This window comes from Vibrio sp. 14N.309.X.WAT.E.F5 (assembly GCF_030397615.1).
Classification (GTDB): domain Bacteria; phylum Pseudomonadota; class Gammaproteobacteria; order Enterobacterales; family Vibrionaceae; genus Vibrio; species Vibrio lentus.
The window spans coordinates 489495-510549 of the sequence record NZ_JAPNXR010000001.1 but is presented as its reverse complement, the minus strand read 5'-3'; the positions used below and the strand labels follow the sequence as shown (position 1 = coordinate 510549).

The window sequence follows — 21055 nt, the reverse complement described above, 5'->3', positions numbered from 1 at the left end:
TACAAGTTATTGATAAAATTAGTTTAGAGATAAAAGGCAAACGTTTTACTGCTAATTTATAAATAACCGTTGGGTTGTAAATCTATGAACACACTTCCCTATTGATTTAGAATTACTTGCATAAAAATGAGGGTTATAAAGACAGTTTTGAAACCATCTTGGCACACACCAAATGCTTAATTTTCCCTTTAAACAGTTTCTGTTGATTCACTCAGTGCTAAGAAAATTTTGGAAATTGACTTTCCTAGGAAGCGTCACGCGGCAATAAATGCTTTAATGGCATCGATTCTCAATAACAAGTTTTCAGCAGCGAACAACACGTATTACAAGCAATAAGCCATCTATTCTCAAAGCGACAACACATTAAGGCAGTCATATGCAAAACGATGTCTCTTCTACGCTCGACTCTACTCAGCGAACGACTCAGCGCTCTACTCAAAAAGCGCCAGAACCCAAACCTGAGAAGAAAAGCCTCAGTATTCTATTCGAGCTCAGCAAATTTATTCAGCCGTATAAAGGTCGTGTGATTGCAGCGTTGATCGCGTTGATCTTCACGGCGAGCTTAACCCTTTCGGTCGGACACGGTATTCGTCTTCTTATCGACCAAGGCTTCAGCCAACAATCGTTGTCAGACTTAGGCAGCGCGATTCAATTCATTATGGTGGTGGTCGTGTTGATCTCGATTGGCACCTTCTTCCGCTTCTATTTAGTTTCTTCTGTTGGTGAGCGAGTAAGTGCGGATATACGCCTGTCGGTTTTCAATCACGTGGTGACGCTTCACCCGAGTTACTTTGAAACCAATGGCAGTGGCGACATCATGTCGCGCATCACAACCGACACAACTCTGCTTCAAAGCATCATTGGTTCGTCGTTTTCTATGGCGATGCGCAGCGCGCTGATGTGTATTGGCGCAATCATCATGCTGTTCGCGACCAATATTAAGCTAACGCTGATTGTATTAGCGTCAGTGCCGTTTATCTTGATTCCAATCCTTGTCTACGGGCGTCGTGTGAGAGCCCTATCCCGTCAAAGCCAAGATTCGATGTCTGATGTGGGCTCTTATGCTGCCGAAGCGATTGAGCACATTAAGACGGTGCAAAGCTACAGTCGAGAAGCGCAAGAGAAAGCGTCATTCGCAATTGAAGTCGAAAAGGCTTATGAGATTGGTCGCCAACGCGTTAAACAGCGTGCGATTCTTATCTCTGGTGTGATTGTTATCGTGTTCAGTGCGATTGCAGGCATGCTTTGGGTTGGCGGCAGTGATGTTATCAACGGCACGATGTCGGCGGGTGATCTGGCTGCATTTGTCTTCTATGCGATCATGGTCGCTTCATCGCTAGGTACGATTTCTGAAGTGATGGGTGAATTGCAACGTGCGGCAGGTGCGACAGAGCGATTGATTGAAATACTACAAGTTGAAAGCCACATTGTTGCGCCTGTAGAAAACCCAACACCACTCGATAACGTGACACCAGAAGTCGCTTTTGATGATGTGACTTTCTGTTACCCATCAAGACCCGATCAGCCCGCAACAAGCAGCCTCACGCTAACGGCCCATGAAGGTAAAGTGTTGGCATTGGTTGGCCCGTCTGGCGCAGGTAAAACCACCCTATTCGAACTGCTACAACGTTTCTACGACCCACAAGTGGGCAAAGTGACGTTAGGTGGTGTTGAACTGAATCAGTTTGATCCGAACGAGCTAAGAAAGCAGATGGCGTTGGTTCCTCAGCAACCCGCTCTGTTCAGTAACGATGTGTTCCATAACATCCGATACGGAAACCCAGAAGCAACGGACGAACAAGTTATCGAAGCGGCGAAAAAAGCGCACGCGCACGAGTTCATTCAGAACCTACCTGAAGGTTATCACAGTTTTCTTGGTGAACGCGGTGTAAGGCTTTCAGGCGGTCAGCGTCAGCGTATTGCAATCGCACGTGCCATCCTAAAAGATCCGAATATTCTACTGTTGGACGAGGCAACCAGTGCGCTAGACAGTGAAAGTGAGCATCACGTTCAACAAGCTTTAGAAGAGTTAATGCGTGGCAGAACGACCATCATTATCGCCCATCGATTATCAACAATTAAACACGCCGACCAGATTGCAGTGCTCGATAAAGGACAGCTAGTAGACATCGGCGACCACCAGTCGCTCATCAACAGCTGCGAATTGTACCAACGCCTAGTTGAACTGCAATTCAAACACCTTAATGTGTAAACATTGAGTGGATGTGCAACTAAGTCACTGACATTGTGTGGTTTCAAGCTTCAAAAACTTAAATCACACGTGTTGCAGTTTTGTTAATTTAACGGTAGGGTTTTTATTTCAATAGCAACTTATCCCGATGAAGGATAAGTAGATAACGTTAATTACCCAGATAACATTAACTACACAGATAACAATAAGAGAGTTCGCATGGAAGCATTATTATCTGACTACCCGGTAGTAACAGAAATCCCAGTCGCTTGGGGAGAAATGGACGCGCTTAATCACGTTAACAACGCCGTATATTTTCGTTATTTCGAAACTGCTCGCTTAGATTTTTTCAAGCACGTTGAGCTGATGGAAGAGATGGCGATTACCAAAGTTGGCCCTGTTCTTGGTGACACTTACTGTAAGTATTTCCGTCCAGTCACGTATCCAGACACGCTGATGATTGGTTCTCGTGTCACCGACATTCAAGACGACCGCTTCACCATGGAATACGCGATCGTCAGTAAGACTCAACAGAAGCTGACGACAATCGGTACTGCGACCATCGTTATGTTCGATTTTGCGTCAAACCAAAAAGCGCTGCTTTCACTGCGTTTAACCAGTGAAATCGAGAAGATGAACACGTTAAAGAGCCCATGCTTCAAACAGGAAGCTGTGACGGAATAACGTATTCGCTGAATCAGAATCCTCAGATACAAAAAGGCCACTCGATTGAGTGGCCTTTTGTTTATTACTTCACCGTGCTTACAAGCGGTTAAGCCTTATAGACCTTAGCCCCTATAAACCTTGAACCCTATAGACCTTGAACGTATTGAGCGTTAGTACGAACTTCGACTAGCTGCTCTAGGTTCTGTTGTGAACCATCAACACCGTCAATCAAACCTTGGAAGTGTTTGATAAGCTCTACTTTGTCTTGTACTTCTTTCGAACCTGCACCGATGTTGGTTAGATCGATGAAGAACTCATCGAACAGACCCGAGAAATCCGTTACAGCGTCATGGTTTAAGAACTGCTCGTGATTGTAAATGCTTGGGTAGCCGCCCTTCTGTTTATCAACCGCGAAAGAGATGCCTTTCACGTTGGTAATCGTGGTCGCTTTCTCACACTTCAACATACAACCCGCTTCGATGCTTGGCTTGTTACAACCGACGGTTCTTTGGAAGAAACACTGGCGGCTAGTCATCATCAAGATTGGGTGGTAGATGCTGTAGAACAGTTTGAAGTTCTCTGGGCGACGGATATGACGAATCTGACCTTTGTTGATCTCGTTCGAAATGAAAGCACCGGCACAGTTAAGCTCTTCTTGCAGAGTCACTAACGCATGAGAGTTGGTCGTGTTCATGAACGGGCCTGCAACCCACTCGATACCCATTTCGTAAGCTTTGTAAGCAATACCCGTGTTGTTGGTTACGATGCGAGCTGGCTTGATCTCTTCCAGAATACGAACCGCTTCGTCGTAGTCTTTACCGATCAATACTGCAGGGAACCAAGGAATCAAGCGTGGGTTTGCAGCCAAGATATCGATGTACTTGTTGCAACGCTTCTTGAAGCTTTCAGGCAGTTTGAAGTAAACATCCGCTTCAGTCACATCACACAGATGCAAGTCTTCCACATCCGCGATGAGCATCGACATGGTTGGCTTGTCGTTCACCTTAGGGTGTTGCGGTAGTGCTGGCACGTCAACATGCTTAATCACATCTACAGAACCATTAAGAACGAAGTCGATTTCATCTTTAAGATTAGACACTTCTTTCAAAGGAATAATCAGGCCAGCATCAAGGTTATCGTAGTTGTAGCTCTCTAATGTATGAACTGCACTCTTAACAGCTTTGAAACGCTTCTCAAGTAACTCTTGATCGATCGCCTTCTCACCTGCCGCTATCAGTAGCGATTTAGATTGAACCGTAAAGTTCTCTTTTGATGTGTTTACTGTCACCGTGAATGGTTGACCCAGTTTCGCGCTAAACGACAATGACACCGGTGTTTTACGAATATCAAGGAACTCGATCTTGTCGCGCATTTCGCTACCTAGCGCATTCTTAGCTTCGTAAAGATCGCTGGTCACTTCTTGAATTTGCACAACAGAGATTTCATTGTTCTCTTTCGTCGCTTTATCTACAGCGTAATTCATGCTGTTGTCGCGAGGGTTATCGATGAACATGTCTTTCGTTAGGTTGCCCTTAAGGAAAGAGTTGGTGAAATCACGGTTGAATACTTTGTGTAGGTTCGAATCGTCTTCGATCAACAAACCACTTTCTACAAAGCTATCAATCTGTTTGCGCCACGTGTCTACCACAGTGTATACGTAGTGTGCGCCTTTAATACGGCCTTCTACTTTCAACGAGTCAACTTTTGCGTCAACCAGTTCAGGTAGGTCGTAGTAAGCAGAGTTATCTTTCAGGTTCAGTGGAAACTTGTTTCCTGCATCGGTGATTTCGTATTCATCACGACATGCTTGGCTACAACGGCCACGGTTACCTGAGTTACCCACACTTACTGAGCTTGAGTAACATTGGCCAGAGAATGCGATACACAAAGCGCCATGTACAAACACTTCGGTTAGAACATCGTGATCGTGTGCCACTTCCGTCAGCATTTTGATTTCTGGCAGGTTCAATTCACGAGACAAGTTAACGCGCGTCGCGCCAATCTTAGACAAGAACTTAATCTGGCCTTCGTTGTGCGTAGTCAGCTGAGTCGATGCGTGAACATCTAATGATGGGAAATGCTTTTTCACCAAATCGAATAAACCAAGATCTTGGACAATGATGCCGTCTAGTTTGGTGTTCACTAGTTGGTTTAACAGTTTAGTGATGCTCTTAATTTCATGCTCCAGCAGCACAACGTTAAGAGTTAGAAACACTTCACAGCCATATTCATGAGCAAGGCGAATCACACCATTCAACTCATCTAACGACAGGTTAGAGGCTCTGTTACGAGCGTTGAAGGTGTCTAAACCGCAATAAACCGCATTAGCACCTGCTACGATAGCTGCTTTAATCGCCTCTACATCGCCACCTGGGGCTAATAACTCAATCTTTCTGCTCATTTTTGAAGTCGCTCACTTACTTATAATTTTTAAGCCGCGTATTCTACCTACATCACGATCTCTTTACCACCTAACAACACTTTTCAAACTAAATGACCTCAATAATGCCAAACGAATCCGATTTACCTATCCTTTATTCTTTAAGACGCTGTCCTTACGCTATGCGTGGAAGAATGGGCATTGCCTTATCAAAACAGCAAGTGTTGCTCCGTGAGATTGTCACCAAAGATAAGCCTAGCGAACTATTGGCTAGTTCACCAAAAGGCACTGTTCCAGTATTGGTATTGCCAGATGGTCAAATCATCGAGCAGAGCTTAGATGTGATGAACTGGGCGCTTCAACAAAACGATCCTCAAAATCTTCTGCGTTCAAGTAACCCAACACTTAGCCAACAAGTCCACCAGCTCATTAAAGTTAACGATGATGAGTTTATTGGTCACTTAGAAAAGTATCGTGCGTCTGTTCGTTACCGAAACATCGATACGGAACAACGTCGACAAGCCTGTGAAGGATTCATCAGTAAGTTAGAAGCGTTACTCACCGATCAGCCCTACTTTTTTGGAGAAACCCCAAGCTTAGCCGATTTTGCCGTGATGCCTTTTGTTAGCCAGTTCGTAAGAGTCGAGAAGAAGTGGTTTGTGCAATCTGAATATCAGAACGTAGGACGTTGGTTAAGAGCGCACCTCGAGAGTAAGCTCTACACCCAAGTCATGAAGCAATACCCTTTGTGGAATGAAACTAAACAAGATTGTCTTTTTGGATAGGATTAAGTCGCTATGAATTACTGGAGATATCCCTAGATTTCTGAAGATGACTGTAAACAGTTCTAAATAACCATAGCCAGCTCTCTATTGTTATGAAAATCGTGACACTGAATTACAAGTGGTGCTATTGATGGCATATTAGATATCAACGAAAATCGCCTTTCACTCAATCACAACGTTAGTTTGAAATGCGCTATGCCCAAAAACCAAGTAAACACGTTCAACACACCTAGTCCCGATTTTAAAGGGTTCGCGAAAACTTCACTGTTAGTGGCCTTCTCGCTTGCCCTTTCAGGCTGTAGCGCGAAAAACAAAGCAACCAACACAAGCCCATCTGCTGCGCAGCAGAATCAAGCCTACACGGCGAAAAGCTTCATTAAACCCAATAGCAAAGTCACGTTGATCCTCTCTTTCTCTGGCGGCGGCACACGTGCAGCTGCGCTCTCATATGGTGTGTTGCAAGCATTGCGCGACACCAACATCGAAGTTAATGGTGAAACGGTCAATCTGTTAGAAGAAGTTGATATGATCAGTTCGGTATCCGGTGGCAGCTTTACCGCCGCGTATTATGGTTTGTATGGTGACCAGATATTCGAAGATTACGAAGCAACGTTCCTTTATCACGAAGTCTCGAAAGATCTGTTCTCCATCCTTTTATCTCCAACTTATTGGTTCTCGTACGCCACCAGAACAGACAAAGCCACCGACTATTACAAAGCCAACATCTTCGGTGAAAGTACATTTGCCGACATGCACCGAGAAGATGCACCCTACATTGTTATTAACGCGACCGACATTTCAACGGGTTCACGTTTTTCATTCACACAAGAGTATTTTGACCTCATTTGTTCAGACTTGAACAGCTATTCTGTATCTGGTTCGGTGACGGCTTCTTCTGCTGTGCCTTTCGTTTTCACACCTGTGGTACTAGAAAACAAAAATGACTGTGACAAATCAGAGCATTTACAGCCCTCGTTTGAAGCCACAAGTTACCGCAACCGAAATCTGATCAAGTCGTTAAAGTCTTATAGCAATAAGCATGATGTGAGTTATCTCCACCTTGTCGATGGCGGGATCACTGACAACCTCGGTTTACTGTCGGTATATGAGATGTCTGAATACTTGCGTTACAACGACAACGAAGAGCTGAAAAACTTGTACGACAACCAGCACGCGCGCCCTATTGTCATCATTTCGGTTGATGCATCGACGACGCCAGAATCTGGCATTGGAGAATCAATTAAAGCGCCTTCCATCAAACAAACGGTGGATGTCATCACCGATATCCAGCTGCATCGCTATAACGACACAACAAAAGATTTGATCGTTGACGAGTTGCAGTCTTGGTCGGAGTTGGCCTCTCAGCAAGGTCGTAAGGTGTCTCCTTACTTCATTGAAATCAGCTTAAATAAATCAGACAACAGCGCCAAGCGATATTTGCTCAATCAAATTCCGACGGACTTTATGATAGACAAAGAAAACGTCGACCTATTGATTGAAGAAGGTAACAAACAACTTGTTGCCGATCCGGAATTTCAAAACTTCTTATCATTTGAATATAACAAATGATGCTAATCTAGTTGCTTATTAAAGCGCAATCTGGCAATCAAAAATCACGTCATAATTTCACCTTTACAAGGATCACTATGGAATTTGAAAACAACATCTTACATCTCGGGTCATTCTTTGCAGTGACCATGGGGATCGTGGTTCTATTTATCGGTCGGAGGCTCAATCAAGTCATCGGTTTTTTAAAAGAGTTCAGTATCCCTGAACCTGTATCAGGCGGAATTTTAGCGTCGCTCCTGTTCGCGGTTTTATACGCGACGACCTCAATCGAAGTGCAGTTTGATCTGTTTGCTCGCGATGTATTATTGGTCTACTTCTTTACCACCATTGGTATTAACTCAAGTTTGAAAGACCTGTTCAAAGGCGGAAAGCCCTTGGTCATTTTGCTAGCAATCACTATCTTCTTCATGATCATGCAGAACATTGTCGGTATTTCTGTTGCATCAATGTTCGGTTTAGAGCCTGTCTTTGGTCTACTCAGTGGAAGTATTTCGCTGATTGGCGGACATGGTACCGCGATTGCTTGGGCACCCAAGGTTGCAGAAGAGTTCGGCCTAGAAAGCGCGATGGAAATAGGTATCGCCAGTGCAACATTCGGGCTGATTTTAGCCAGCCTGATGGGTGGCCCTATTGCGAAGTTTCTCATTAAGCGTCACAACCTCAAACCTGCCGACGGGCAATCAGGATCAATCGATTCAAATGCAAAAAAACAACAACAAGCTCTTACATCATTTCAATTTTTAGACGCCGTGTTAGCGATCCATATTTGTGTCATTGTCGGCGCGTTGCTTAATGAATTGATCAGTCAGACAGGATTACAGCTTCCACTGTTCGTATCGTGTTTGTTTGCGGGTATCGTGATCACCAACGTAATGCCAGACTCCTACCCTAGAATCTCGGGCGCAAAATGGCCGACACGCTCACCCGCTATCGACTTAATTGCTGAAATCTCCCTGGGTACATTTTTGGCAATGTCACTAATGAGCATGCAACTTTGGACGCTCATTGACTTGGCGGGTCCTATCTTCGCGATATTGGCAATGCAGCTGCTACTGGCCGTGATAATCAATATCTTCATCGTGTTCCCTTCAATGGGTAAGACCTATGACGCGGCCGTTGTATGTGCGGGGTTTGGAGGAATTTCATTAGGTTCAACACCGACAGCCATGGCAAACATGTCGGCAGTAAGCCAGAAGTATGGGCATTCAGCGCAAGCCTTCATCATCGTGCCATTGGTATGCGCGTTCTTCATTGATTTAGCGAACGCCCTGATTATTCCTTACTTCATGAGAATGATGTAGCTAACCTTTGTTAATACGATATTCCATAATTTGTTAAAGGGTGTACCGCAATTTATTTAGGCGGTGTACCCCAATAAAAAGAGCCGCTCAATACAGAGCGACTCTTTTACTAATGACTCAATTTGACTATCACTAATGACAACCCAAAGCTTATTGAATCGCTATCGAAATCTCGACTTCAGTTTCGCCTTTGTAAAATTCAAAGTCTGTCGTGTAAGTTCGAACATGTGGGCAATCCGCTGCGTTGAAATACGCCCACACTTCGCCCCATAAATCGATGACCGCTTGTGGTAATTCACCTTCAGCAGAAAACGTTAAGTATTTGCCTGCTTGTATTTCGGTTTCTACAAACGCGTCTAAATTGTTATCGGTAAGTGCGTTAGTACATGCAATAACATCAAACTCACCAGTAAAATCCGATTGGTAATTGGTGTAGACGCCATAAACCTTTGAATCTGCTGTCAGCTTAGGAAAAGCTTGATCGAAAAAACCTTGCCATAATTGACCTATCTTTGCTTTTGCTGGATCAATCTCATCGGTATTAGTGGTTCTTACTGAAAACCCATACGCCTTTACGGCTTCAATCGTTTCTACTTTCATACGTATTATTCCTATGCCAATCGACGCTTTAACTATGTGAAATTTTAACTAATCTTGTATCTCTTTATGGCCACACTTTTCACAGACAAGATGACGAGAAAACTCATCCATTGACGCGATAAATGGGCCAAGGAACCAACCTTTTATCATGCCTGCCCAAAACTCGCTTCGCTTTTGGTTAGGTTTGTCTGCAAACGCACTCGTCTTTCTGACCAACACAACAACATGTTGTGTGTCTTCTCTGCACGCGGTGCAATAGCATTGTTCTATGGTGTTATTCATTTGAAAGCCTATGACGTTTTGAATGAAATCTGCTGAAAATGAGGATTGTCGACACAGACTTCTAGTGTGGAAAGGTCAGTGAGTACGACAAGTTGTTCTACACCTTGAATACTGACCTTCATGCACTCTTCACGGCTATCATTGCGTTGAGTATCTAATCCGACACATTCAATCTGCTCGCCAGACTTCAGCGTTAATTTGATTGGGTATCGGTGCATACACACAATCTCAATATAATCGTAATCGTTGCAACTAATCATAATACCCCTCCAATTCATCCACCACGCTAATGCGACACGCCATACTATGCAATATGCATATAATCAATCATTTACCCAAATCACATTGATGTTAGTCCGCAACTAAACCTATTTCTAAATTTACTTATAAAGCTAATTCTAATTCTAATTCTAAACTTAGCTTAATCTCGCTTTATCCATTCACGTTTCTTCTACTCACGCCTGCTTATTCTTTCATTGTTAAATAATAATCGAGAATAAAAAAATGAAACACATGAACTATTTACACTTGTTGGCTTTCTTCGGGTTAGTCACCTCAATGATGACGTTTAATGTTAATGCGACCACTGAAGTCGATGCGAGTCAATTCGCCAATGGCAAAGCCAAATATCGACAGCTTTGTCAGGTGTGCCATGGGGACAAAGGACACGGTGATGGCCCCACTGCAGCTTCATTGCCACACAAGCCCGCCAATATCGCTAATAAACTGAGCGGCTTTTTTACCAGCCCAAGCTCTTTGGCGGATGACATTTTAGAGGGCGATGTAGAACAAGGTATGCCAGCGTGGAAAGGTACAATTACCAAGCAAGATGCTCTGAATATTCTGACGTACGTAGAAACTATCCAATAGTAAACGCTGTGCCATTCGCCTTTTGAACAGATATATCGGTTAATACTCCTCGTTCTATTGCGCTCTCTATTTGGTTGATTACACTCAATTTAATGGATATTGAATAATACGGAATGTTATGACCTTTAAACCTTTAACACTAAGTAGCCTGATACTTGTTTCTACGGCGACACACGCCGTCAGCTTTATCGATGAAATTGATGGCCAACTCGATATGGGAGAATACCTCGCAGAAAATGCCTATGGTTTTCTTCCTGTCCCAATTCTCATTACAGAGCCTGCGGTAGGATACGGTGGCGGCTTCACCGGTATCTTCATGCACGAATCTGAATCGCAAAAAAACACGCGTAAAGAACTCGCCGAAAAATCCATCGACGGTGGCGCGCAACTTCTCACCCCTGCAATCACTGCGATTGGCGGCTTTGCGACAGAAAATGGCACTTGGATGGCGTTTGTTGGTCACAAACGCAGTTGGAATGAAGACTCGATACGCTACCTTGGTGGATTAGGTTATGGCGATATCAACATGACCTTTTATAGACAAAGCTCTCCGAACGCCTTGTCTCCACTCGATCCAAACGAAGGTGTTGAGCTAGGACTCAAAGGCATGGGCGGGATACAGAAGCTCCAATTTAGAGTACCCGACTCGCAATGGTTACTGGGGTTTTCTCAACAGTTCTTCGCACCAACACTCTCACTGAATAATCATCCCAAAGCGCAAGAAATCTTAAACAACATTGGCAACACGTCACCGACCTCTTCCGGTTTGGGTCTAATCGCTGAATACGACAGCAAGAACAGCTTCTTGAATCCGACGCAAGGCTACAACTATGTCGCGGAATATCTTTGGTTTGGTGATGCGATTGGCAGTGACTACACCTACCAAACGTTTAATTTGGAAGGGTTGAATTATTGGGAGTTAAACAAGGAGTGGAACTTAGCATTGCGAGGACAATACAAATCATTGTCGACCAATGAACGCGTGCTTTCCCCTCAATATTACCCAGACATTGAACTCAGAGGTATCGCCCGCAATCGCTATCAAGGTGAACACACTGTCGCGGCAGAAGTTCAAATAAGCAAACAATGGACACCACGTTGGTCAACCGCGGTGTTTACGGGAATTGGCTATGCGGGTGACAGTGATAAAGACATGTTTGATCAAAGTTCTCACGCTGCTTATGGCGTCGGTTTCCGATACCTTATCGCAAGACGCTATGGTTTGATTTCAGGGATTGATATTGCTTTCAGTGAAGAAGATACCGCGCTCTACTTCCAAGTCGGTGCTGGTATCTAATTTATTACGCTGTGCTTACCCAATAAACCAAAGCGATAACGATGAGACAAAGCGCTCCGGTAACAATAATTACTTGAGTGCTTTCCAGTACTGATAAAGGCCATCGATATCTGAAGAGCACATCAACGACATTGCGCCTTTGATCTGTTCTTCGCTCCATTCCCACCATTTCATTTCTAGCAACTGAGCGATTTCAGTTTCATTGAAACGATAACGGATGTGACGCGCAGGGTTTGAGCCGACAATCGAGTATGGTGCAACGTCTTTAGTCACAACAGCTCGACTTGCGATGATTGCTCCGTCACCGACCTTAACACCACTCATGATCATGGCTTCTGTGCCAATCCACACATCGTTACCAATCACGGTATCACCAGAGCGTTCGAAGCCGTCTATCGCATCTTCAAACTTCTCGTCATCTTGATAGAAGAACGGGAAAGTGCTCACCCACTGATTTTGATGTCCTTGATTGCCCGCCATCATGAAAACTGCACCAGAACCAATCGAGCAATAACTGCCGATGATTAACTTGTCGATCTCTGTTCTATCAGGTAGTAGATAACGCGCACAATCATCAAAACTGTGGTTATGGTAATAGCCGGAATAGTAGCTGTACTCGCCTACGATGATGTTTGGGTTGGTCACTTGTTCTTTGAGTGACTTTCCGACAAACGGACTTTCAAAATAATTTTTCATGTTTGTACTCTTAGTTTCGTTCTTTTAGTTAGGTACTTTTGTTGCGTGTTTATGATTTTAACTGGTTTATCTTAGTGTAAAGGCCAACGTGCCCTATCGACCGCCCGCAATATCAATAAATGAGCCGGTTACATACGAAGCTTCGTCTGATAACAACCATGCAATAGAGTTAGCCACCTCTTCTGGTGTGCCACCTCGTTGTAATGGTAGCTGCGAAGCTAGTCTGTCTACGCGATCAGGTTCTCCGCCGTCTGCGTGCATCTCAGTGTAGATACAACCAGGCCTTACGCCATTCACTCGGATATTGCGTGAAGCCAATTCAAGCGATAAGCCTTTGGTGAGTGAATCCATCGCACCTTTCGATGCTGCGTAATCCACATACTCAAACGGTGCGCCTGTGCGAGAAGCGGCAGACGATACATTCACAATTGAACCCGCACCGTCCGCTTGTTTAATAAAGGCTTTACTGCATAGAAAACAGCTTGATACATTGGATTTCATCACCTTTTCGAAGCGATCCAATTCAATATCTACTAATGGTGACTGGGTAAACAATATCCCAGCATTATTGACCAAGTGAGTCACTGGACCTAGCTTGTTACGAGCAATCTCGAATAAGGATTTCACGTCCGATTCAACAGACACATCCGCCCGAACACTGATAGCGGTTCCACCTTGTTCACGAATATCATTGACTAGCTCTTCCGCTCGCGATTCATTGTGTATGAAGTTAACGCATACGGCATAGCCTTTACTGGCCAACAATTTAGATGTCGCAGCGCCAATGCCTCGGCTTCCGCCTGTTACAATCACTACCTTATTCAATGAAACCTCCTAATGCCATTTGTTTGTTATAACCTGATTTTTCGATACAACCTGAACCCACTGCGATCGCCACACCGGCGCTTCGAATGGGTCTGGCCAAAACTCAGTTTGCTTTTGAATCAAGCCATCAACCACCGTGTGAAAGGTGATCACCCGATCTTTCAATACACTGTCAGTCACTGACACATCGGTTACTACTGTATCACCCTCACAGACAATCGAATTGAGCGTGAACTCCCAAACACCATTCGCTGGGTATTCAGAGTTGATTGCCGTAAAGTTATCGCGCCCTAATGTGAGTTCAGATGACTGAGGCCAATAGCCTTCAAAATCTGCGGCTAGCCATTCGCTTGCCTTGGCAAAATCATTACTGCGCATTGCATCCCAAAAACCTAATACCACTTGTTTTGGTGTCATTATTCTTCCTTAAAATCGTTCAGTTATAACGAATTTTTTACATAGCTATTTAGGTACGTAAAGAGATCGCTTTAAGCGTACTTAAACTATATACCTCTACGTATACTTACCGATGATCGTTAAAAGATCATCGACATGGTTGGCAATATAATCGGGCTTGGTTTGCCAATTTTCAGGTTCAGATCGGCTATAACCGGCGGCCACGGCAATCACTTTTGCGTTCTTACCCAATGCTGCTTCAATATTGCGAGCAAAATGTGTATCCGCTTCATGGTCACCGATGTACATCAAACAAAGCTCGTTAGACTGATCGGCGCCAAATATGTTCTCAACACATTTCACGCCACCAAACGGGTGTGGCTTTTGGTGGCCGTTCGAGACATCGTCATAGCCCACTACCGATTTAAATAAATCGCCAATGCCATAACTGTCGAGCACACCACGAATATTCAATTGAGAGTTTTGAGAACAAATCCCATGAGGAAGGTGAGCAAACTGACTTACCACAGTGTTCATCCCGTCAAACAAGGCGACAGCAGTTTGGTTTTTCTCTTGATGCTCTGCCCACATTCCACCGGCGATCAACATTTCGTCATGTGATAGGCCGTAATAATCGACATATAAAGCTTGCCAGTTTTTAGCACCGTGGTTGGCTTCGTGGTAAAGCGTTTCGCTCAGCAGATATTTAGGTAAATTCTCACCTGATAAGTGTGGCGCGACCACAGAGATAATATCTTTGGTAATTGCGATATTCTTTGGAACTGAATTCACTAAGGTTCCATCGTAATCCCACAGGATGGCATCTAACTTCATGGGGTATCTCGTTGTTTAAATTGACGATTTCAATTTATCACTTGAGGCCCTGTTAAGGGAAATCTTATTGTCTTGAGTTTCAAAATTAGTCTAATTAGAACAAAGCAATAAAACAAATAATTGCTGGCAAACAAAAACCAACAATCTTTACTCACATCACTGCTTTATCAATTGGAATATATGCGTATAATCCCCCGCTCTATAACGCTACCTAGCATAGGAATAGCGTCATCCCAAATTTTGTGAGTACCCAATGTCGAAACTATTTTTCAAAGGCCGTATCGAAACAAGACAGAACCACGTTCTTGCTGGCTACAATGTAAACCGCGATGTTAAAGTGGGTACTGAAGAGTCACCAGTTGCTGTAATGGTTCAAACTGAAGCTCGTAAAGCAGAAGTTGAAGCAATCGCGGCCGAGCATTCAATCTTTGTTACTGTATCTGTTGATGCAACTAAAGAAGAAAACACGCTTGAGTTCGACACGTTGCTAAACAAGCCAAAAACAATGACGTTCGAAAAGACACCTAACCGTAACGACCCATGTTCTTGCGGTAGCGGTAAGAAATACAAGAAGTGCTGCGCATAAGCACTTCTAACTCTCAATCAGTAACCGCATACGATTGAGACAATCGAGATAAAAACGGGCAGGTCACTACGATCTGCCCGTTTTTTGTATCTCGAGCTATTTCTTAAGCAAGGCGTTCACTTTAATAACGTTTTGGCTTTTTGATAACAGACCTCTCAGATACCTTACTGATCGCCAGCCTTAGTCAAGATTGTCTGGCGTACGTAAGTACGTACCACACTTTGTACACTTATAATCACCCGTTGTGTTATTGGAGACTAGTGACGACAGAATCTGTTGGATCAAACCTGGTTTCTTTGCTTTTTGAGGTGCTTTTTGCACTTGGTTGCTGAACATAGTGTATTTATGCAGTGTCAGCACTTTGCAGTTACAACAAAACGCTCTCGTCTGCTCACTTCCATACATAATATCTATAAACCTTATCGATAACAGAAACTTAACCAATGCAAATATGCCACAAGTTGAATTCAATCTAAATCGTTTTATAGAATTATCCGTCAATCAAACAACCGAAACTAATAAGAGAAGCCGCTCATAAACCTACTTTTGTTGGTGAACAAATTTTTTCGGCTCACATAGCTTTACGTTGCACTCACTCTTTCATGTTTGTTAGATACTTCGATAACGTGATGCGGCAATGAGCGTAATAGGCTTCCTCTCCAAAGGGAGAAGCGAGTAATTCAGTTTCACCATGATTGGTGTAGGAATCGAACTCATCACTCTGTTGTTGCAAGCTGGCATATAAACCGTCGACGACAGTGAGTTGATGTTTGCAATCTCCGCTCTCTCCCTGCTTGAACGCTAAATACACCTGCTGAAATAGCTTTGCGGCTATCGCACAGTGCATTTCTTCATGACGATACAGTTTTCCCATATAAGATTTAAATTCGTCCACCACCTCTCGGTTAGCTTCCGAACGTTGGATTTGGGGCAAGGTATACGTGATGTTAACGTCCAGTTTAGATAGCTCGCAGGTTTCACGGTTATGAGAGGTTTGATATTGCCAATTAGTAAGACCATCGAAACCTCTATCTTTTAAGTGTTGAGGCTTATTCTCATGAAAGGAGCGATTAATTTCAGCAACGGTACCTCCGTTCACGCTATAAGGTTGGTACTCAACGCTAAGAGAATAACCTAAGGGCAACGTTTCGCTCATTGCTATATGGCTAAAAAAAATATGGTGGCTAAACATTATAAAGTGACCAAACACAATTGATACGTTCGTTCCCAAAGCCTTTGATATTCGACTATTCATAGTCCCTCAATAGTTCTAAAAGCAAGACTAGAGTGATCATCAGCAATCGCTCAATCACCGCATATAAGGAACGACCTATGTCTGGACTACCTCACGTGTCGATTAACGCCAAGTCATTACTTAGTTCGTTCCCAGTATTAAAAATAGGTCGGTATTGAGTTTTCACAAACGACTTTTTCATTCGAGCATCACTTACGAACAACGCTTATCTAATTTGTCCTTTCATTATGTGCTGCGGACCGGCTTCACCACCTAAGTACTTTTCATTGGTATCCACGAATCCACCCTTTTTGTAACAACTGACGGCCCCTGGGTTTTTGCAATTAACGGTCAGGTAAATCGAGTCGTATTCGGCGTAGTTAGATTTCAAATAAGGAAATAGCGCCTTCACACTACCCGTCCCGATGCCTTTGCCCTGCTGATTTTTGTCGACAGCGAATGCTCTTAATCCTAAGCCACGTTCAGAACAAAAATCGTACCCAGCAGCATACGCAGTATCTAACTTAAAAAAGCCAACAACATCCTCGTTGTGTTTGATGACGTGTAAGTGAATCGTGTCACTACCACTCAATAAAAACGCTTCTGCGGTTCCTGCGAACTTGATCTGTTCATCAGCCAATTGAATGTTTTTGACTCTCTCAACATCCAACGGTTTGAGTCGTTCAACGGTTATCATAAATGCTCCAAACTGTCTGGTTACGTTGCGCTTAGTCATTACGTAAGTTCCGTAATTAAGTCGCCATGGCCGATTACCTAATATTTTGACTTATTGTCTAAGAGAAGCCGGATTAATACTGTGGTTCATGCACTATTTCAGAAAACCTTTCTCTGCGGCACTTTCTAACTGAACTTCAAGTGCATCCCACAACTTATTACTGCCTTTGGATATGCGTTCACCATTGAAAGTGAGGACTTTATCTTTAGAGATATTGTGCTTCTTCCAGCTATGACCACCACCGTGGATGTTATGTAATAAGGGAGGCACTCTATCAATCGCTTTTGCGAACATCGACTCTGGAGACTTGCCTTCTTCAAACTCTAACCACAACTGTAAATACTCATCGCGTAGATCATGAGGTAACGATTGGAATAAGCGCTCAACACAATGACGTTCTTTTAACTTATTTTCTTCCGTTTCACTGGCGTAAATAATCGTGTCTCCGGCATCGATCTCACCTAGGTCATGAATCAATAGCATTTTAACAACACGCGTAATATCAATCGTCTCGTTCGCGTAGTCTTTCAACATCAAGGCACTTAAGCACACATGCCAACTATGCTCGGCTGAATTTTCGTAGCGATCCAGCCCTACTGGTTTCGTTTGACGGTGAACTGATTTTAGCTTTTCAATTTCAACCATAAACTGAAGGACATTATTGATTTCTTCCATGAAGCATTCTCCTAAATCGAGTGTAAGTTAGATGGGTTTGAGCATCAGTTATGAAGATCTTTTGTGCACAACGTCATCGTCATTTCGGAGATCGATTGACCATCGATACGATAGCAATCGGACATTTCACCTATTATTGAAAAGCCGTATTTTAAATATAAATTTTTCGCTGGGAGGTTATCTGAAAGCACGTTGAGGTCAAGCCAATCAATGCCTTGAGTATCTCGACAAAACTGAACGACCGATTCAATTAACTTACCCCCTAATCCTTGTTTTCTGACGCTATGATCAACGCCCATACCTAAACAAACGCGGTGGAAACCATACTCCCCACCATTGTGGCGTAAATCAATGTGGCCAAATATATGACCAAACGAGTCTTTAACGACCCAAAGCTTTCGCCAGCCTGATTCACCGATTGAAACTTCGAAGCCGTTTCTAAACTTAGCTTTGAGAGAATCAGAAACACGACAGTCATGCTTAGCAATAGGTTGGAAAAGTGGAGAGTCGTCGCCAGCATTATCTAAAAGCTGCACGTCTAAATACTGATAGAAGTTTTCCAGATCTGATATTTCTGCTTGTACTATTTCCACTTATCTTCCTTGTTTTTATATGATTACCGCATCAAATAATAGAGCCTATTAGAGGCCAAACATCGCAACCTTTGAGTGCCATGCCTTAAGTGTCAGATTGTGCATATTTCGAGAAGTGTTGATTAGTGGCTTGTGGCGTAATTTATAGGGCGTATATAAAGAACGTCCTATAAATTGACCTATGTGCTTATCTCTTTGCCATCGGATGGTCAGGGTTTAACTGAAGTAAATCCCAAAGGTTTCCATACAAATCTTCGAATACAGCAACAGTACCGTAGTCTTGTTCTTGTGGATCTCGGACAAAGTTAATCCCTATTGATTTCATGTGCTCGTAATCACGCCAGAAATCATCGGTATTCAAGAAAATAAATACACGTCCACCCGCTTGGTTACCAATAAAATCATGTTGTTCTGGCTTAGACGCCTTTGCGAGCAATAAGGTAACGCCGTGAGAATTCGGCGGAGCAACCACAACCCAACGTTTGTCCTGTTCTGCCTGATAGGTGTCTTCAATAAGTTCAAAATTCAGCTTGTTTACATAGAAATCGATGGCTTCATCGTAATCTTTGACGACCAATGCAATGTGGACAATATTTTGCTTCATGTTCTTACCTATTGTGTAAACTTTTTAGTTTTTAGAATCCGTTCATTATACGCAAGGTTTGAACTTTTTTGTCATTCCTTGGCATGAAGGAGACACTAGTTTATAGCCTAATTTTTCATAGAATTCAGGTTCATCAGCGATCATCAGCGATCATCAACTAAGCTATTCTCTTTCAAGAAATTTGGCCATTTTATTTAACGTAATTAAAGCCTTATCTAGCTCATCTCTGTCGATTCCTTCGGCGCCTTGATTTGCCCACACAACTTGTTTCTTATCGAGTAGATTGTAGGTTTGCTTACCCTTGTCCGTGAGTTCCACGAGTTTCGCTTTCTTATGATTCGGATTATCTAACCATGCCACCAGCTCGTCTTTAACCATGACGTCAACAACACGCTGAGTGGCTTGTCTACTTTGGCCCATGATACGGCTAATTTGTGACACTGTGACTAAGTCAGTTGATTTTTCAATCGCTCCCATCACCTTCCATCGTGCACTACTCAGTCCAAACTCTTCCGTTATTTTATCGCCTTCATTGTTCAATAAACCACTTACCTTAAAGATCTCTAAAGCAATCTTAGTAAAGACTTCTCCATTCGTATCCACAATGCCTCACTTTGACAATATGCTGTCATTAATTTAAACTCAACGATATTGACAACATATTACCAAAATAACAAATGGAAGAGAACAATATGAAACCAATAATCCACCGACTTGCTGCAATAGTTGCTACGTTATGTGTTGCAACATTCTTTTCTTCAACCTTGATTGTGGAACTGACTGGAACCACAGAGTCGATACAGCTGGTTAAGTCGCTGATAGTATTTCCGGGTTTATTTATTCTGGTACCAGCGATTGCAGTTACGGGCGTAACAGGTGCTGCAATGGCTAAGCACCGAAAAGGAAAAATTGTTGAACGTAAGAGTAAACGGATGCCAATCATTGCGTTTAACGGAATCTTTATTTTGATCCCAGCAGCCTACTTTTTGAATCAATGGGCGAGTTCTGGAGAGATGGATGCAGTATTTTATGGCGTTCAAGCGTTAGAACTTATCGCTGGAGCCACTAACCTAACACTGATGTCTTTGAATATTATGGATGGTCGAAAATTCCGTCCTAAAAAGACGAAATCTTAACTACCCTTGGGTAGAGTTGTTTAGGTGAAGCACTCATGGGCCTTTCACCTAATAAGGAACCTACCCGATTCGCTGGTCATCACTTTAACCAATTCGCATATTCAGGTTTGGTGTCTTTCATATCCAAATACAGCCAGACCATTCTATCGACAAACCAAGCCTTGAATACCGCAATCCAAAGGTTACCAAAGACGACTAAGGTTAAGTCTAAGTTCCACAGGCCATATACAAATACGGGCAAGCCTAGCCCAGTTAAGGACTGAAGAACCAGAATCGGTTTTACATGATGAAGAGGAATAGGCTCAACCTTACGATTCAGATAGATACGCTCGCCAAACGTACCCATTGAAGCCCAGTTGTTCGTTGTCTCAGGAGCTTGGAATAACCTCGGATTAATCCATACCCAAAGGAAAGAGGCCAATATTGCCAGTACAGAATAGATACCGATCCAATCTCTAGACCAAAAAGCGAGAGAAATCAGTGGGAGAAGAGTAAATCGAGTATAAACACTCCATGGATTAGAGTGCTTATGCCAAGTGGATTCATCCATCGACATGAGCTTTTCTAATTGTTTAATGATATCCAAATGACTTCCCTTGAATTGTTAACGTATCGGCCGTGAACAATTAGCCACGAACAGCAAACAACGCTGCATATGAACTCAAGCATTACACGACCACTTAAACGATAAAAACGATTCGAGCGTATTTTGTGATATCAGGTAGTGAACTCGTGTCACCCTATAGGCTTAACACCTTCTCGGAGTCGTTCATTCATTGATTCTTAATGAACATTTATT

25 protein-coding genes and 1 pseudogene are annotated in these 21055 nt (G+C 43.2%); 9 read left to right on the top strand and 17 right to left on the bottom strand.

The genetic code is table 11. The annotated features are described in order from the left end of the window. Positions 1-376: 376 nt before the first annotated feature. A complete protein-coding gene (locus tag OW495_RS02385) occupies positions 377-2212 on the top strand; it encodes an ABC transporter ATP-binding protein/permease (protein WP_289884741.1) in 1836 nt (611 codons plus the stop codon). A gap of 198 nt (positions 2213-2410) precedes the next feature. After that, positions 2411-2875, top strand: coding sequence for an acyl-CoA thioesterase (locus OW495_RS02380; protein ID WP_017091416.1), 465 nt, complete (start codon positions 2411-2413; stop codon positions 2873-2875). A gap of 127 nt (positions 2876-3002) precedes the next feature. Here the strand turns inward: OW495_RS02380 and OW495_RS02375 are convergent, their stop codons facing one another. After that, a complete protein-coding gene (locus OW495_RS02375; protein ID WP_102294864.1) occupies positions 3003-5258 on the bottom strand; it encodes a peptidase U32 family protein in 2256 nt (751 codons plus the stop codon). Between the two features lie 173 nt (positions 5259-5431). Between OW495_RS02375 and OW495_RS02370 the strand changes: the two genes are divergently transcribed. From OW495_RS02370 to gltS, 3 genes are all read left to right on the top strand, one after another. Next, the gene (locus OW495_RS02370; RefSeq protein WP_241910163.1) at positions 5432-6022 is read left to right on the top strand and encodes a glutathione S-transferase; all 591 of its coding nucleotides are present in this window, start codon (positions 5432-5434) and stop codon (positions 6020-6022) included. A 195-nt stretch (positions 6023-6217) separates the two neighbouring features. Next, a complete protein-coding gene (locus tag OW495_RS02365; RefSeq protein ID WP_289884736.1) occupies positions 6218-7591 on the top strand; it encodes a patatin-like phospholipase family protein in 1374 nt (457 codons plus the stop codon). Between the two features lie 77 nt (positions 7592-7668). Next, positions 7669-8892: a sodium/glutamate symporter gene (gltS, locus tag OW495_RS02360; RefSeq protein WP_102513607.1), complete on the top strand. Its 1224-nt coding sequence runs from the start codon at positions 7669-7671 to the stop codon at positions 8890-8892. A gap of 150 nt (positions 8893-9042) precedes the next feature. Here the strand turns inward: gltS and OW495_RS02355 are convergent, their stop codons facing one another. The 3 genes from OW495_RS02355 to OW495_RS02345 are packed head-to-tail and all read right to left on the bottom strand — an operon-like array spanning position 9043 to position 10034. Beyond that, entirely contained in the window at positions 9043-9492 is a 450-nt protein-coding gene (locus OW495_RS02355) for a GyrI-like domain-containing protein (protein WP_102513608.1), read from the bottom strand. Between the two features lie 48 nt (positions 9493-9540). Continuing rightward, entirely contained in the window at positions 9541-9774 is a 234-nt protein-coding gene (locus OW495_RS02350; RefSeq protein WP_004733848.1) for a hypothetical protein, read from the bottom strand. Between the two features lie 8 nt (positions 9775-9782). Next, a complete protein-coding gene (locus OW495_RS02345; RefSeq protein WP_102513609.1) occupies positions 9783-10034 on the bottom strand; it encodes a Rho-binding antiterminator in 252 nt (83 codons plus the stop codon). A 244-nt stretch (positions 10035-10278) separates the two neighbouring features. Here OW495_RS02345 and OW495_RS02340 point away from each other — a divergent pair, with 244 nt between their 5' ends. Both OW495_RS02340 and OW495_RS02335 read left to right on the top strand, forming a co-directional pair. Further along, positions 10279-10644 (top strand): cytochrome c, encoded by a 366-nt coding sequence (locus OW495_RS02340; protein ID WP_102513610.1) that lies wholly within the window; start codon positions 10279-10281, stop codon positions 10642-10644. Positions 10645-10762: 118 nt separating this feature from the next. Next, on the top strand, positions 10763-11941 hold the full coding sequence (locus tag OW495_RS02335; RefSeq protein ID WP_102513611.1) for a BamA/TamA family outer membrane protein: 1179 nt from the start codon (positions 10763-10765) through the stop codon (positions 11939-11941). 69 nt (positions 11942-12010) lie between these two features. Here OW495_RS02335 and catB read toward each other — a convergent pair whose 3' ends face one another. From catB to OW495_RS02315, 4 genes are all read right to left on the bottom strand, one after another. After that, on the bottom strand, positions 12011-12637 hold the full coding sequence (gene catB / locus OW495_RS02330) for a type B chloramphenicol O-acetyltransferase (RefSeq protein WP_102513612.1): 627 nt from the start codon (positions 12635-12637) through the stop codon (positions 12011-12013). A gap of 93 nt (positions 12638-12730) precedes the next feature. Further along, entirely contained in the window at positions 12731-13462 is a 732-nt protein-coding gene (locus tag OW495_RS02325; protein WP_012604011.1) for a glucose 1-dehydrogenase, read from the bottom strand. 9 nt (positions 13463-13471) lie between these two features. Then, positions 13472-13879 carry a nuclear transport factor 2 family protein gene (locus OW495_RS02320; RefSeq protein WP_102513613.1) on the bottom strand — a complete coding sequence of 136 codons (408 nt, stop codon included), beginning with the start codon at positions 13877-13879 and terminating at the stop codon, positions 13472-13474. A 96-nt stretch (positions 13880-13975) separates the two neighbouring features. Beyond that, complete coding sequence (locus tag OW495_RS02315) at positions 13976-14692, bottom strand: HAD family hydrolase (protein ID WP_102513614.1); 717 nt, start codon at positions 14690-14692, stop codon at positions 13976-13978. Between the two features lie 253 nt (positions 14693-14945). Here OW495_RS02315 and OW495_RS02310 point away from each other — a divergent pair, with 253 nt between their 5' ends. Continuing rightward, positions 14946-15278: a PBPRA1643 family SWIM/SEC-C metal-binding motif protein gene (locus OW495_RS02310; RefSeq protein ID WP_004733856.1), complete on the top strand. Its 333-nt coding sequence runs from the start codon at positions 14946-14948 to the stop codon at positions 15276-15278. Positions 15279-15458: 180 nt separating this feature from the next. Here the strand turns inward: OW495_RS02310 and OW495_RS02305 are convergent, their stop codons facing one another. From OW495_RS02305 to OW495_RS02270, 8 genes and pseudogenes are all read right to left on the bottom strand, one after another. After that, complete coding sequence (locus tag OW495_RS02305; protein WP_076671951.1) at positions 15459-15683, bottom strand: hypothetical protein; 225 nt, start codon at positions 15681-15683, stop codon at positions 15459-15461. A 187-nt stretch (positions 15684-15870) separates the two neighbouring features. After that, positions 15871-16533, bottom strand: coding sequence for a DUF922 domain-containing protein (locus tag OW495_RS02300; protein WP_102513615.1), 663 nt, complete (start codon positions 16531-16533; stop codon positions 15871-15873). A gap of 205 nt (positions 16534-16738) precedes the next feature. Further along, positions 16739-17209 carry a GNAT family N-acetyltransferase gene (locus OW495_RS02295; protein ID WP_102513626.1) on the bottom strand — a complete coding sequence of 157 codons (471 nt, stop codon included), beginning with the start codon at positions 17207-17209 and terminating at the stop codon, positions 16739-16741. Positions 17210-17341: 132 nt separating this feature from the next. After that, a complete protein-coding gene (locus tag OW495_RS02290) occupies positions 17342-17923 on the bottom strand; it encodes an HD domain-containing protein (protein WP_102280769.1) in 582 nt (193 codons plus the stop codon). 44 nt (positions 17924-17967) lie between these two features. Further along, positions 17968-18516, bottom strand: a complete 549-nt coding sequence (locus tag OW495_RS02285) for a GNAT family N-acetyltransferase (protein ID WP_102513616.1) — start codon at positions 18514-18516, stop codon at positions 17968-17970. A 187-nt stretch (positions 18517-18703) separates the two neighbouring features. Further along, positions 18704-19120, bottom strand: coding sequence for a VOC family protein (locus tag OW495_RS02280; protein ID WP_017112026.1), 417 nt, complete (start codon positions 19118-19120; stop codon positions 18704-18706). A gap of 45 nt (positions 19121-19165) precedes the next feature. Continuing rightward, a pseudogene (locus OW495_RS02275) lies at positions 19166-19264 on the bottom strand (GNAT family N-acetyltransferase); the annotation flags it as partial. A gap of 18 nt (positions 19265-19282) precedes the next feature. After that, entirely contained in the window at positions 19283-19723 is a 441-nt protein-coding gene (locus tag OW495_RS02270) for a MarR family transcriptional regulator (RefSeq protein WP_065103485.1), read from the bottom strand. Between the two features lie 89 nt (positions 19724-19812). On the opposite strand from OW495_RS02270, the gene OW495_RS02265 reads away from it, so the two are divergent. Further along, positions 19813-20256, top strand: a complete 444-nt coding sequence (locus OW495_RS02265; protein WP_102362236.1) for a hypothetical protein — start codon at positions 19813-19815, stop codon at positions 20254-20256. Between the two features lie 79 nt (positions 20257-20335). On the opposite strand, the gene OW495_RS02260 is transcribed toward OW495_RS02265, so the two are convergent. Further along, positions 20336-20842, bottom strand: coding sequence for a DUF6653 family protein (locus OW495_RS02260; RefSeq protein ID WP_289884723.1), 507 nt, complete (start codon positions 20840-20842; stop codon positions 20336-20338). Positions 20843-21055: the final 213 nt, after the last annotated feature.

Coding starts and splice junctions, on each gene's coding strand:
- OW495_RS02385 (WP_289884741.1), top strand. CDS start 377: ATGCAAAACGATGTCTCTTCTACGCTCGACTCTACTCAGCGAACGACT.
- OW495_RS02380 (WP_017091416.1), top strand. CDS start 2,411: ATGGAAGCATTATTATCTGACTACCCGGTAGTAACAGAAATCCCAGTC.
- OW495_RS02375 (WP_102294864.1), bottom strand. CDS start 5,258: ATGAGCAGAAAGATTGAGTTATTAGCCCCAGGTGGCGATGTAGAGGCG.
- OW495_RS02370 (WP_241910163.1), top strand. CDS start 5,432: ATGGGCATTGCCTTATCAAAACAGCAAGTGTTGCTCCGTGAGATTGTC.
- OW495_RS02365 (WP_289884736.1), top strand. CDS start 6,218: ATGCCCAAAAACCAAGTAAACACGTTCAACACACCTAGTCCCGATTTT.
- gltS (WP_102513607.1), top strand. CDS start 7,669: ATGGAATTTGAAAACAACATCTTACATCTCGGGTCATTCTTTGCAGTG.
- OW495_RS02355 (WP_102513608.1), bottom strand. CDS start 9,492: ATGAAAGTAGAAACGATTGAAGCCGTAAAGGCGTATGGGTTTTCAGTA.
- OW495_RS02350 (WP_004733848.1), bottom strand. CDS start 9,774: ATGAATAACACCATAGAACAATGCTATTGCACCGCGTGCAGAGAAGAC.
- OW495_RS02345 (WP_102513609.1), bottom strand. CDS start 10,034: ATGATTAGTTGCAACGATTACGATTATATTGAGATTGTGTGTATGCAC.
- OW495_RS02340 (WP_102513610.1), top strand. CDS start 10,279: ATGAAACACATGAACTATTTACACTTGTTGGCTTTCTTCGGGTTAGTC.
- OW495_RS02335 (WP_102513611.1), top strand. CDS start 10,763: ATGACCTTTAAACCTTTAACACTAAGTAGCCTGATACTTGTTTCTACG.
- catB (WP_102513612.1), bottom strand. CDS start 12,637: ATGAAAAATTATTTTGAAAGTCCGTTTGTCGGAAAGTCACTCAAAGAA.
- OW495_RS02320 (WP_102513613.1), bottom strand. CDS start 13,879: ATGACACCAAAACAAGTGGTATTAGGTTTTTGGGATGCAATGCGCAGT.
- OW495_RS02315 (WP_102513614.1), bottom strand. CDS start 14,692: ATGAAGTTAGATGCCATCCTGTGGGATTACGATGGAACCTTAGTGAAT.
- OW495_RS02310 (WP_004733856.1), top strand. CDS start 14,946: ATGTCGAAACTATTTTTCAAAGGCCGTATCGAAACAAGACAGAACCAC.
- OW495_RS02305 (WP_076671951.1), bottom strand. CDS start 15,683: ATGTATGGAAGTGAGCAGACGAGAGCGTTTTGTTGTAACTGCAAAGTG.
- OW495_RS02300 (WP_102513615.1), bottom strand. CDS start 16,533: ATGAATAGTCGAATATCAAAGGCTTTGGGAACGAACGTATCAATTGTG.
- OW495_RS02295 (WP_102513626.1), bottom strand. CDS start 17,209: ATGATAACCGTTGAACGACTCAAACCGTTGGATGTTGAGAGAGTCAAA.
- OW495_RS02290 (WP_102280769.1), bottom strand. CDS start 17,923: ATGGAAGAAATCAATAATGTCCTTCAGTTTATGGTTGAAATTGAAAAG.
- OW495_RS02280 (WP_017112026.1), bottom strand. CDS start 19,120: ATGAAGCAAAATATTGTCCACATTGCATTGGTCGTCAAAGATTACGAT.
- OW495_RS02265 (WP_102362236.1), top strand. CDS start 19,813: ATGAAACCAATAATCCACCGACTTGCTGCAATAGTTGCTACGTTATGT.